General features: G+C 66.9%; 12 protein-coding genes. 4 read left to right on the top strand and 8 right to left on the bottom strand.

What is annotated here, in order from left to right:
- The 6 genes from AWR35_RS08270 to AWR35_RS08245 all read right to left on the bottom strand — a co-directional run.
- A partial coding sequence (locus AWR35_RS08270) for an alpha-D-glucose phosphate-specific phosphoglucomutase (protein WP_058575474.1) occupies positions 1-1509 on the bottom strand: 1509 nt, incomplete at its 3' end.
- Between the two features lie 54 nt (positions 1510-1563).
- A complete protein-coding gene (locus AWR35_RS08265) occupies positions 1564-2529 on the bottom strand; it encodes a bifunctional enoyl-CoA hydratase/phosphate acetyltransferase (protein WP_058575473.1) in 966 nt (321 codons plus the stop codon).
- A 28-nt stretch (positions 2530-2557) separates the two neighbouring features.
- Complete coding sequence (scpB, locus tag AWR35_RS08260) at positions 2558-3130, bottom strand: SMC-Scp complex subunit ScpB (protein ID WP_058575472.1); 573 nt, start codon at positions 3128-3130, stop codon at positions 2558-2560.
- Positions 3108-3980 carry a ScpA family protein gene (locus tag AWR35_RS08255; protein ID WP_058575471.1) on the bottom strand — a complete coding sequence of 291 codons (873 nt, stop codon included), beginning with the start codon at positions 3978-3980 and terminating at the stop codon, positions 3108-3110. The genes scpB and AWR35_RS08255 overlap by 23 nt, the downstream gene beginning before the upstream one ends.
- Entirely contained in the window at positions 3970-4626 is a 657-nt protein-coding gene (locus AWR35_RS08250) for a site-2 protease family protein (protein ID WP_082664017.1), read from the bottom strand. The genes AWR35_RS08255 and AWR35_RS08250 overlap by 11 nt, the downstream gene beginning before the upstream one ends.
- A 6-nt stretch (positions 4627-4632) precedes the next feature.
- Positions 4633-5259, bottom strand: a complete 627-nt coding sequence (locus AWR35_RS08245) for an L-threonylcarbamoyladenylate synthase (RefSeq protein WP_058575494.1) — start codon at positions 5257-5259, stop codon at positions 4633-4635.
- A 154-nt stretch (positions 5260-5413) separates the two neighbouring features.
- On the opposite strand from AWR35_RS08245, the gene AWR35_RS08240 reads away from it, so the two are divergent.
- Genes AWR35_RS08240 through AWR35_RS08225 form a run of 4 tightly spaced genes read left to right on the top strand, consistent with a single transcriptional unit; the run spans position 5414 to position 7977 of the window.
- The gene (locus AWR35_RS08240) at positions 5414-5992 is read left to right on the top strand and encodes a septation protein A (RefSeq protein WP_058575470.1); all 579 of its coding nucleotides are present in this window, start codon (positions 5414-5416) and stop codon (positions 5990-5992) included.
- 42 nt (positions 5993-6034) lie between these two features.
- Entirely contained in the window at positions 6035-6328 is a 294-nt protein-coding gene (locus AWR35_RS08235) for a YciI family protein (protein WP_066185123.1), read from the top strand.
- Positions 6329-6387: 59 nt separating this feature from the next.
- Positions 6388-7446 carry a peptidylprolyl isomerase gene (locus tag AWR35_RS08230; protein WP_058575468.1) on the top strand — a complete coding sequence of 353 codons (1059 nt, stop codon included), beginning with the start codon at positions 6388-6390 and terminating at the stop codon, positions 7444-7446.
- Positions 7447-7488: 42 nt separating this feature from the next.
- The gene (locus AWR35_RS08225; protein ID WP_058575467.1) at positions 7489-7977 is read left to right on the top strand and encodes a cyclic nucleotide-binding domain-containing protein; all 489 of its coding nucleotides are present in this window, start codon (positions 7489-7491) and stop codon (positions 7975-7977) included.
- A gap of 89 nt (positions 7978-8066) precedes the next feature.
- Here the strand turns inward: AWR35_RS08225 and AWR35_RS08220 are convergent, their stop codons facing one another.
- Together AWR35_RS08220 and pnp are read right to left on the bottom strand one after the other, a co-directional pair.
- Positions 8067-9338, bottom strand: a complete 1272-nt coding sequence (locus AWR35_RS08220) for an HDOD domain-containing protein (RefSeq protein ID WP_058575466.1) — start codon at positions 9336-9338, stop codon at positions 8067-8069.
- A 118-nt stretch (positions 9339-9456) separates the two neighbouring features.
- On the bottom strand, positions 9457-11541 hold the full coding sequence (gene pnp, locus AWR35_RS08215) for a polyribonucleotide nucleotidyltransferase (protein WP_058575465.1): 2085 nt from the start codon (positions 11539-11541) through the stop codon (positions 9457-9459).
- Between the last annotated feature and the right edge of the window lie 8 nt (positions 11542-11549).

The following is an 11549-nucleotide window of genomic DNA, read 5'->3' as shown; positions in this document are numbered from 1 at the left end:
CCAGCCGTTGGCGGTCTCGACCTTGAGCCCGCCGATCGGCTCGTCGTTGCCCGGCGCCCGGGTGCGCACGCCGGTGACCGGCTCGCCGGCCAGTTCGGTGATGCCGAGCGAATCGGGGTTGAGCGCCTTGAAGCGCGCCTTCTGCTCCGGGGCGAGCGCGGCGTCGCGGCGGGCATAGAACGGCTGGCCGTAGGCATCGATGAGGCGGTTGAAGCGGGCCCAGACGTCCTCGCCGGTCACCGCAAGGATCTCGGCGGCCAGCAGGCCCATGGTCAGGCCGTCCTTGTCGGTGTTCCAGACCTCGCCGTTGCGTGACAGGAACGTGGCGCCGGCGGACTCCTCGCCACCGAAGCCCAGCCAGCCGTCGGTCAGCCCCGGCTGGAACCACTTGATGCCCACCGGCGTCTCGTACACGTCACGCCCGAGCCCGCCGGCCACCCGGTCGATCATCGAGCTGGACACTGCCGTCTTGCCGACCTTGAGGTCACCACCCCATTCCTTGCGGTGACCGAAGAGGTAGTCGATCGACACCGACAGGAAGTGGTTGGGATTGATCAGGCCGCCCTCGGGGCTGACGATCCCGTGACGATCGGCGTCGGTGTCGTTGCCGAAGGCGACGTCGAAGCGGTCCTTGATCTTCAAGAGCCCCGCCATCGCGTACGGCGAGGAGCAGTCCATGCGGATCTTGCCGTCGTGATCGAGCGGAATGAAGCGGAAGTCCGGCTCGACCTGGCGATTGACCACCGTCAGGTCCAGGCCATAGTGCTCGGCGATCGGCTCCCAGTACGGCAGCCCCGCCCCACCCATCGGATCGACGCCGATCGACACCCCGGCCTTCGCGATCGCCTGCATGTCGATCACCCGGTCGAGCGCCTCGACATAGGGGCGGATGAAGTCGACACCCTCGGCCACATCGCTCTTGATCGCCCGATCGAACGGCTGACGACGGATCGCCCGCCAGTCGGAGAGCAGCTCGTTGGCACGTCGCTCGATCCAGCCGGTCGCCCCGGTGTCCGCCGGACCGCCGTGTGGCGGGTTGTACTTGAATCCACCATCGGCCGGCGGGTTGTGCGACGGCGTCAGGACGATGCCGTCGCAGCGCGCGCCACCGACCCGGTTCGCGGCGATGATCGCCTGCGAGATCACCGGCGTCGGCGTGGGCGCGTTGTCGTGCTGGAAGCGGAACGGCACGCCGGCGGCGGCGAGCACCTCGACGGTGGTCATGAACGCCGGCCAGGCGAGCGCATGGGTGTCGAAGCCGATCAGGATCGGGCCGTCGAACCCTTGCGCCTTGCGATACTCGACCAGGGCCGCGGTGACCGCGGCAATATGCGCCTCGTTGAAGGAGGCGTTGAGACTCGACCCGCGGTGCCCCGAGGTGCCGAAGGTGATGCCTTGCGAGGAGTCTTCGGCATCAGGTTCCGTCTGGTAATAGGCACTGATCAGGCGCGGGACGTCGACGAGAAAATCACGCGGCGGAGTCTGACCGGCGAGTTCGTGCAGTGGCATGGGCAGCAGTCCTTGGACTTTGGTGTTAACGGGTAGGGCCGGGGCGTCAGGGCATCAGTGCGGCGGATGGCCACCGCTGCCGGCCTCGAACGGCGGCAGCGATTCGACCCGCGCCTGGCGGTGCTCGGCGACACGCGCCAGTGCGATGGAGGCCAGGCGCACCTCCTCGGGATCGGCTCGCGAGGTGAGCACCACGGGTACACAGGCACCCAGCACGATGCCGGCAAATCGCGCTCCGGCAAGGTATTCGAGATCCTTGTAGAGAATATTGCCTGAGACCAGATCGGGAACCAACAGGATGTCGGCGTGGCCGGCCACCGGGCTGATGATGCCCTTGATGCGGGCCGACTCGGCGGAAACGGCGCTATCGAAGGCCAGCGGCCCGTCGATCTGGGCATGCGCGATCTGGCCGCGCTCGCCCATCTTGGCCAGGCAGGCGGCGTCCAGCGTCGAGGGAATGGCCGGATTGACCATCTCGGTTGCCGACAGGGCGGCCACCCGAGCCCGCTCGTTGCCCAGCCACCAGGTGAAGTTGACCGCGTTCTGCACGATCTCGGCCTTGGCACGCACGTCCGGCTCGATGTTGATGGCGGCGTCGGTGATAAACAACAGCTTGTGATAGCTGGCCAGCTCGGCGACGAACACGTGCGAGATACGCGGTCCACGGCGCAGATGGCGAATGATCGGCCGCAGGAACACGTCGCTGTGGATCTGCCCCTTCATCAGTAGGCGCGCCTCGCCCGACTCGACTGCCTCCACCGCCAGCCGAGCGCTTTCCTCGGCACTGACCGCGTCGATTACGGGAAAGTCGACGCCGAACTCCGTCATCAGCCCCTCGATGCGGCTGGCCCGCCCGACCAGTATCGGCTCGATCAGGCCGGCGGCGGCCGCGTCGCGCGCCGCCTCGACGATATGGTCCGCCTCGGCGCCGACCACCGCAGTGGGCACCGGCGGCAAGTTGCGCGCCTCATCCATCAGCTGATCGAGGCTGCGGATCTCGTCCTTGGCATGCTGGCTCATGGTCTCTCCCGTCCCTTGCCCCTGAGAATCACACGTCGATGTCGTCCTGCCCGGCAAAACGCTCGAAGTCCGGCAGCTCGTCGAGCGAATCGATACCGAAGTCGCTCAGGAACTGCCGGGTCGTGCCCAGCATTTCCGGCCGCCCCGGGCTGTCCTTCACCCCGAGACTGCGCACCCAGCCGCGCTCGGTCAAAAGCTTGAGGATCTGCGGATTGACCGCCACGCCCCGGGCCGCCTCGATCTCGCCGCGGGTGATCGGCTGGCGCCACGCGATCAGGGCCAGGGTCTCCAGCGCCGCCCGGCTCAGACGCGGAGCGCGACCCGGGTCGGCCGCCTTGAGGTACGGCGCGACCGCGGCGCCAGCCACCAGCTGCCAGACCGGCCGGCCATCGAGACGGCGCGAGGTCAGCTCGACGAAGCGGTGCGACTCCCAGCGGGCGGCAATGCGATCTAGCGTCGCCTCGATAAGCGCCGGCGAGGTCTCCTGACCGATCATCACGCCCAGCGTCTCGACCGACAAAGGCTCGTCGCTCGCCAGCAGCAGCGCCTCGACCAGCTCGATCAGTCCCTCGGGCGGCTCACTCGCCGGTTGGTCGCTCATCGCCTTCCTCCATCGTGTCCTCTGCGTCCTCATGCTCTCCCACCACGCGGAAGAGCGTCACCGGGCCGAAGGGAGACTCCTGCGACCAGTCGATCGCGCGAGTACGCGTCAATTCCAGTATCGCCACCGTGGTGACCGCCACGCCCATGCGCCCCTCCTCGGCCCGGAAGATATCGGCCAGTTCGCAACGCGGCCGCTCGATCAGCGCATCGAGGATCTCGGTCATCCGCTGGCGGATGGAAAGCGGCTCGGCGCGCACGTGGTGAGCGCGGCGCACGCTGCCCTCCCGCAGCAGGCCCTGCATCGCCGCGATCAGTCCGGCGAGGTCCGCGGGCACCGGTGGGGCCGGCAACCGCTCGGGCGGCTCGACGGACAGGTCGAACCAGTCGCGTTCGCGGCGCGGGCGTTCATCGAGGTTGGCCGCCGCGCGCGTGGTGCGCTCGTACTCCAGCAGCCGTTCGACCAGTTCGGCGCGCGGATCGAGCGGCTCCTCCTCGTCGTCCTCGCGCGGTTCGGGCGGCAGCAGCATGCGTGACTTGATCTCGGCCAGCCACGCCGCCATCAGCAAATACTCCGCCGCCAGCTCGATCGCCATCGACTTCATCAGGGCAAGGTACTCGAGGTACTGCTCGGTGACCCGCGCGACCGGGATCTCGAGGATATCGAGATTGTGCTTGCGGATCAGGTACAGCAACAGGTCGAGCGGCCCCTCGAACTGTTCCAGCCAGATCGCGAGCGCGTCGGCCGGGATGTAGAGATCCAGCGGCAACTGCTCCATCGGCTCGCCCGACACCCGTGGCGTGGCATCGACCCAGCGCAGCTCGGCGTTGTCGCGGGACTCAGAAGACATGGATCAGCGCGTTGAACCAGTTGAGCAGCGTACCCATGACGGGCAGCAGGATATCGGCCAGCACCCCGCTGATCAGCAACACCACCACGATCGGCAGCCCCCAGGGCTCGAGGTGCGACAGGCGATCACCCCAGGACGCCGGCAGCACGGCCACCAGCATGCGTCCGCCATCGAGCGGCAGGATCGGCAACAGGTTGAACACCGCCAGGATCAGGTTGATGAAGATGCCCACCTGCCCCATCAGGGCCAGCGGCTCGGCCAGCATCCAGCCCCCGTCGAGTCCCTTGAGCGCCAGCCCGGTCAGCAGGGCCCAACCCACGGCCATCAGCACGTTCACGCCCGGGCCAGCGGCCGCCACCAGGAACATGTCCCGGCGCGGGTTGCGCAACCGCGCGGCATTGATCGGCACCGGCTTGGCCCAGCCGAACACGAACTGGGTGAACAGGTACATCAGCAGCGGCACGATGATGGTGCCCAGCAGATCGACATGACGGATCGGGTTGAGGGTCAGACGGCCGGCACGCTTGGCGGTGGGGTCGCCGAACGCGTTGGCGACATAGCCGTGGGCGGCTTCATGGACGGTCACCGCCAGCAGGATCGGCACGATGCCGATCGCGATCTTCTGCAGTAGCGAGAGCTCCAGCACGCCCGCTCAGTCGGCCAGTTCGGGCGGGATGCCGCCCAGGCCTTCGCGCAGGATCTCCACGCCCTCGCCGGTCAGGTCGATGATCGTGCCGGGCTGCTGCTCCAGGAAGCCGGTCGACACGACCAGGTCGACCTGGTTGTTGACCGCGGCCGGGAACAGCTCGGGATCGTCCAGCGGCTCGTCAAGATCGGGGATCGCCAGCGAGGCGCTGAGGATGGGCGCATCCAGTGCCTCGAGAACCGCCCGCAGCACCGGGTGCGACGGCACACGCAGGCCCAGCGAACGCTTCTTCTCGTGCTGCAGGCGGCGCGGCACCTCCCGGGTGGCCGGCAGAATGAAGGTATAGGGGCCGGGGATGTGACTCTTCAAAAAGCGGAACTGGACGTTGTCGACCTTCGCGTAGACCCCCAGCTCGGATAGATCGCGCACCGAGAGCGTCATATGGTGAGGTCCGTCGTCGCGCCGGATCCGCGCGATCCGTTCGAGCGCGTTCTTGTCCTCCAGCCGGCAGGCGAGCGCATAGCCCGAATCCGTCGGCAGGACGACGATCTCTCCGGCGGCGATCGCCTGCGCGGCCTGCTTGACCAGGCGCGGCTGGGGTGTCTCGGGATGAATCTCGAGCTGTCGGCTCATGGGCATGGGCCCCTCGTTTGAATGTCGGCGACGACGCCCCGGGACAACCGGCCCGAACGACCGCTCCCTCGGGCTCGCAGCCCCATGTTAGTGTACTGCAAGCACCCCGGGATGCCTTCCCGCCACCACGGTACCGACCGGAAAACGAAACGCGATGAAATTCCTGTTCGACTTCTTCCCCATCCTGCTGTTCTTCGGCGCCTACCACCTCGAGGGCATCTATGTCGCCACGGGCGTGGCCATGGTGGCCTCGGTGGTCCAGATCGCCGCCGGCTGGCTCATGTGGCGCAAGGTCGAGCGGATGCACTGGATCTCGGCCGGCCTGATCGTGCTGTTCGGCGGCATGACGCTGATATTGCAGAACCCGCTGTTCATCATGTGGAAGCCGACCATCCTCAACTGGCTGTTTGCCCTGGTCTTCCTGGGTAGCGCCTTCGTCGGCAGCAAGCCGCTGGTACAGCGGATGATGGAACACGTCATCCAGGTGCCGCGCGCGATCTGGCACCGGGTCAACTGGGCCTGGGTGGGCTTCTTCGTCCTCTCCGGCGTGGTCAACATCTGGGTGGCCTACCAGTTCTCCGAAGAGGTATGGGTCAACTTCAAGCTGTTCGGCTTGATGGGCATGACCTTCGTGTTCATGATCCTCCAGGGGCTGTACCTGGGCCTTTACGCCGAACGGCCGATCGAGGCCGAGGCCGACTCGGGCCCGTCGCAGGACGACGAGCGGCAGTGACTCACGCAATAGCAGGGAGAGGACCGTCCGATGCAATGGTTTATGATCTTGGCCAAAGACGTCGCCAACAGCGCCGAGCTGCGCGCCAAGCACCGCGACGAGCACCGTGAACGGCTCGAGGCGATGCAGGCCGACGGGCGCATCCTGATCGCCGGCCCGCTGCCGGTCGACCCGGCGCGGCCCGACCTCGGGGTCGCGGGCAGCCTGATCGTCGCCCGCTTCGAGGACATCGACGCGGCCTGGCGCTGGGCGGACGATGACCCCTTCAGCCATGGCGGGGTCTACGAAACGGTCGAAGTCCGCCATTACAAGCCGATCTTCGGTGCGACCGGCTGACACCCTCGCGGCGGCAAGAACAGACAACAAACGACAACCACCGACAACAGGACCACTTCATGGATAGCAAGCTGATCACCGAACGACGCCCTGCTCACCGCCGTCGCCCGCTGGCGATTGCCGTTGGCGCAAGCCTTCTGCTGAGCGCCGGCCTGATGAGCGGCTGCGACAACAATGGCGCCGAGACGGCCAGCAAGACCCCGCTCGGCCAGAGCGCGACCGGCAGCGACTACGCCACCATTGCCGGTGGCGAGGTGATCGCGCGGATCAACGGTAGCCCGCTGTACCGTGAGAACCTCGAGGTCGTGAAGGAAAACCTCGGCGCCGGCGTCCCCGAGAGCCGCCTGGTCAGCCGGATGGTCGAACTGCGTCTGCTCGCCAACCAGGCACGCGAGCAGGGCCTGCATAACGACCCCAGCACCCAGGCCCGCATCCAGAACGCGATCGACAACCAGCTGGCCAACACCTACCTGACCGAGTACCTCGCCAGCGTCGAAATCAGCGAGGCCGAGCTCGAGGCGGCCTACGAGAAGGCGGTCGAGAACCTGGGTGGCGAGGAGCAGCACCGCGCCTGGCACATCCTGGTCAAGGACGAGGACAAGGCACGCGAACTGCTCGAGGAACTCCAGAACGGCGCGGACTTCGCCGAGCTGGCCCAGGAGCACTCCACCGATACGGTATCCGGCGAGGCCGGTGGCGATCTGGGCTGGTTCAGCCTGGAGCAGATGGTCGAGCCGTTCGCCAATGCGGTCGCGGAACTCGCGCCGGGCGAGCTGGGCGAGGAGCCGGTCGAGAGTCAGTTCGGCTGGCATATCATCAAGCTCGAGGGCGTGCGCAAGAGCCCGCCGCCGAGCTTCGAGCAGATGCGCCCGGAGCTTGAGGACCGCATCCGCCGTCAGGCCATCAGCGACAAGATCGAGGCGCTGCGCAGCGAGGCCAACGTCGAGATCCTGACCAACGAGGTCCGCTCCATGGTCGACCGGGACGAAGATGCCGAGCAAAGCGGCGCGGACGACACCGAAGCGATGGCCGAACCGACCGAGGCCGATGCTGCGGACGACGGCGACCGTTCCGACATGGGCGGCCTGCCGGCCGAACCGCTCAAGGCCATGCCCTGATCCGGGCCGACGCCATTCCGTCACGAGGCAACAGGAAAGACCATGACGCAACAAGTCGTAACCGGCGAGGAACTCAAGCAGACCGCGCTGGGCCAGGAACTCAGTGATGACCAGTGCCGACTGCTGGCCGGTGTCTGCCAGCGGCGGGCCGTGACCAACGGCGAGATCCTCTTCGAGGAGGGCACGCCGAGCGACACGCTGTTCGTGATCATCAGCGGACGCTTCGCGGTCAGCCGCGATACCGGTCGCGGGTTCTCCGACACGCTGTCACTGCTCGAGGCAGGGCAACTCGCCGGCGAGTCCGGCTTTCTCGACGGCTCCCCCCACAGCGCCACCCTGCGCGCCGTGGGCGATGCCCAGGTGGTGACCCTCGACCGGGCCCATCTCGAGTCCCTGCTGGTCGACCATCCGATCCTGGTCTACAAGGTGATGCGATCGATCGTGCACAGCATCCGCGAGATCATCCGGCGCATGAACCGCCAGCACAGCGAGATGCTGAGCTACATCAATCCCAGCATCGGCCGGTTCTGACTCATCCGAGTCACCGAAACGGCAAAGGGCCGTGATCGTTTCGATCACGGCCCTTTTTCTTGCCCGGCGGCACGGTCACGACACCGGAATCAGGGTCCGCCCAGCGATTCCCGCAATGCCTCGTCCCAGCGCACGGCATCCAGGTAGCAGTGGGGCGCCACCTCGTTGAGCGAGTCCACCCCGCTCTCGCCGTCTCCCTCGAGCCATTGGCCCTTCTCGTAGAAACGCACGTACTCGAGCAGTTCGCCCAGGGCGCCCTGCCCCTCCAGCAATGCCTTGCCGACATCCTCGGTCAGCGGCAGCTCCTCGATCAACTGGGCGAGCGGCTGGTTGTAGAACGCATCGAGATTGGAGAACAGCCCGACCAGAAAGGCGGTCGGCGGGTTGGCCATGCGACTCTGGGCCGCCAGCAACTCGGCGAAGCGCGCCCGGATCATGGTGTTGTGGATCAGGGCCGGCGGCTTGCCGTCGACCCCGGTCAGCGCGGATAGGTACACCAGACTGCGCACGGCATTGAGCCCCAGCAGGCGCACGGCCTCCTCGACCGAATCGACCCGACGGCGCAACCCGATCGCCGCGGAATTGACCAGGCGCAGCAGGCGATAGCTCAGGGCGAGATCGGTATTGATCCGCTCGACGATTTCGCCGAGAGAGGCCTCGTCGTCCTGCAGCAGGATCAGCAACCCCATCAGGTTGGCCTTGGAGGCCCGTACGGTCGGGCGTACCACCGTTTCGGGCTTGGAGACGAAGTGTCCCTGGAAGAAGTCGACGCCGGCGGCACGCAGGCGGTCGTAGGCGTCCCAGTCCTCGACCTTCTCGGCGATGACCTTGAGACCGGCCCGGTGGGCAGCGGGAACCGCCGCGGCGGCCGCATCGACACCCACGGCGAACACGTCGAACTTCACGTAGTGGCTGTGGGCCACGCAGGGCTTGTCGATCCAGTCGGGCGGAAAGTCGTCGAGCGCGAGGCGGTAGCCGGCCTGCTTGATCCGCTGCATGGCCTCGCCGGTACGCTGGTCGCAATCGACCGTCTCCAGCACCTCGAGCACCACGGAGCGGGCGCCGATGTCCTCCAGCACACCGCTGAAGAGCAGCTTGCTGGGCACGTTGATGAAGGCCTGCTTTCCTCCCACCAGACTTTCCAGCCCGATCTCGCTCAGGGCATTGAGCACGGTCGAGGCGGTGGCCTGGTTGGAATTGCCGATACGTGCCACCTGGTCGGCATCCGCCGCCCGGTAGAGCAGCTCGTAGCCGATGGTCTTGAGATCCGCGTCGACGATTGGCTGGCGCGCCAGTCGAACGGACTGCACGATGCGTTCGGCCGCTTCGTCGCGACCAGGATTATGTTCGGCCTGTCCCATGAACGTCTACTGCTCGTCCCTCGGTTATTCGGGGCGGCCGACGGTGGAACCCGCCTGACCGATTCTGTTCGCGGCGTGCTGGCACACCCGACCCGAATCAATCATACGCCCAACCGCATCAACGCGTGAATCGCAACGTCAACCGCAGTCGACCCTGCCGATCGATCTCGAGCAGCTTGACGTCGATCTCGTCGCCTTCGTTGACGATATCGGTCACCTTCTCGACGCGCCCCTCGGCCATCTCCGAGATGTGCAGCAGCCCGTCCTTGCCGGGTGCGATGGTGACGAAGGCGCCGAAGTCGACCACCCGCGCGACCTTGCCGTGGTAGATCTTGCCGACCTCCAGTTCCGCGGTCAGCTCTTCGACCCGGCGACGCGCCTCCTCTGCGGCCTCGCCGTTGGGCGCGGCAATGGTCACCACGCCCTCCTCGCCGATGTCGATCTGCGCCCCGGTCTCCTTGGTCAGCGCCTGGATGGTCGAACCGCCCTTGCCGATCAGATCGCCCTTGCGCTCGGGGTTGATGCGCATGGTGATGAAGCGCGGTGCGTGCGCCGAGAGGTCCGTGCGTGCCTCGGAGAGCGCCTCGTTCATCAGGCCAAGGATGTAGCTGCGACCGGCGAGTGCCTCGTCGAGCGCCTGGGCCATGATTTCGCGATTGATACCCTCGATCTTGATGTCCATCTGCAGGGCGTTGACGCCGTCGGCGGTGCCGGCGACCTTGAAATCCATGTCGCCGAGGTGGTCCTCGTCACCGAGGATGTCGGTCAGGACCACGAATTCGTCGCCTTCCTTGATCAGGCCCATGGCGATACCGGCCACCGGCGCCTTCATCGGCACGCCGGCATCCATCATCGCCAGCGACGCCCCGCAGACGGAGGCCATCGAGGACGAACCGTTCGACTCGGTGATCTCCGATACCACCCGGATCGTGTAGGGAAACTCCTCGGCCGGCGGCAGCGCGGCGATCACGCCACGGCGGGCGAGGTTGCCATGGCCGATCTCGCGGCGCTTGGGCGCACCGAAGCGCCCGGTCTCGCCGACACAGAACGGCGGGAAGTTGTAGTGGAACAGGAACGGCTCCTTTCGCTCGCCGCCGACCGCGTCGATCAGCTGGGCATCCCGCGCGGTACCCAGGGTGGTAACCACCATCGCCTGCGTCTCGCCACGGGTGAACAGTGCCGAGCCGTGTGCACGCGGCAGCATGCCGGTACGAATGCTGATCGGGCGCACCGTGCGCGTGTCGCGCCCGTCGATGCGCGGTTTGCCGGCGAGGATGTTGCCGCGCACCACGTCGGATTCGATGCCCTTGGTCAGCCCGTCGACCACCTTCTCGGTCACCGGCTCCTCGGCCGACTCGTCGACGAACCGTTCGCGGATCTCGCCCCGGATCTGTCCCAGGCGGCTGCCACGCTCGGCCTTGTCGGCAATCTGATAGGCAGCCTCGATCTCGGCGCGGAAGGCCTGCTCGATCCGGCCAGACAGTTCGCTGTTGTCCGCCGGCGGGGTCCACTCGATCGGCGGGCGGCCGGCCTCGGCGGCCAGTGCCTCGATCGCGCGGATGGCCACCTGCATCTGCTCGTGGCCGAACATCACCGCATCGAGCATGACGTTCTCGGGCAGCTGGTCGGCCTCGGATTCCACCATCAGCACGGCCTTGTCGGTACCCGCGACCACCAGGTCGAGGCGGGATTCGGTCAGCTGCGCGCGGCTGGGATTGAGGACGAATTCGCCGTCGACGTGGCCGATGCGCGCCGCACCGATCGGCCCGGCAAACGGTGCGCCCGAGAGCGCCAGTGCGGCAGAGGCACCGATCAGCGCCGGGATCTCGGAGTCCACTTCCGGATCGAGCGACAGTACCTGAGCGATCACCTGGGTCTCGTGAGTGAAGCCCTTGGCGAACAGCGGACGCACCGGCCGGTCGATCAGGCGGGCGACCAGGGTCTCGGCCTCGCTCGAACGCCCCTCGCGGCGGAAGAAGCTGCCCGGCACCCGCCCGGCGGCGTAGAACTTCTCCTGGTACTCCACCGTCAGCGGCAGGAAGTCCTTGCCCGGATCGGCGGTCGGCGCGACCACCGCGGTGACCAGCACCACGGTCTCGCCCATGGTGACCATGACGGCACCGCTGGCTTGCCGGGCGATCTCGCCGGTCTCCAGGGTGACCGTGTGTTGACCGTACTCGAAGGACTGCTTGCTGACTGCCACGCTTGGCT

It is taken from the genome of Guyparkeria sp. WRN-7 (assembly GCF_001641825.1).
Lineage (GTDB): Bacteria > Pseudomonadota > Gammaproteobacteria > Halothiobacillales > Halothiobacillaceae > Guyparkeria.
The sequence above is the reverse complement of the archived record's forward strand: the minus strand, read 5'-3'. Positions and strand labels throughout refer to the sequence as shown.

Bases quoted from the DNA above. Each gene is read 5' to 3' on its own strand.
- AWR35_RS08230 (WP_058575468.1), top strand. From the start codon at position 6,388: ATGGATAGCAAGCTGATCACCGAACGACGCCCTGCTCACCGCCGTCGC.
- AWR35_RS08265 (WP_058575473.1), bottom strand. From the start codon at position 2,529: ATGAGCCAGCATGCCAAGGACGAGATCCGCAGCCTCGATCAGCTGATG.
- AWR35_RS08220 (WP_058575466.1), bottom strand. From the start codon at position 9,338: ATGGGACAGGCCGAACATAATCCTGGTCGCGACGAAGCGGCCGAACGC.
- AWR35_RS08255 (WP_058575471.1), bottom strand. From the start codon at position 3,980: ATGTCTTCTGAGTCCCGCGACAACGCCGAGCTGCGCTGGGTCGATGCC.
- scpB (WP_058575472.1), bottom strand. From the start codon at position 3,130: ATGAGCGACCAACCGGCGAGTGAGCCGCCCGAGGGACTGATCGAGCTG.
- AWR35_RS08240 (WP_058575470.1), top strand. From the start codon at position 5,414: ATGAAATTCCTGTTCGACTTCTTCCCCATCCTGCTGTTCTTCGGCGCC.
- AWR35_RS08245 (WP_058575494.1), bottom strand. From the start codon at position 5,259: ATGAGCCGACAGCTCGAGATTCATCCCGAGACACCCCAGCCGCGCCTG.
- AWR35_RS08225 (WP_058575467.1), top strand. From the start codon at position 7,489: ATGACGCAACAAGTCGTAACCGGCGAGGAACTCAAGCAGACCGCGCTG.
- AWR35_RS08235 (WP_066185123.1), top strand. From the start codon at position 6,035: ATGATCTTGGCCAAAGACGTCGCCAACAGCGCCGAGCTGCGCGCCAAG.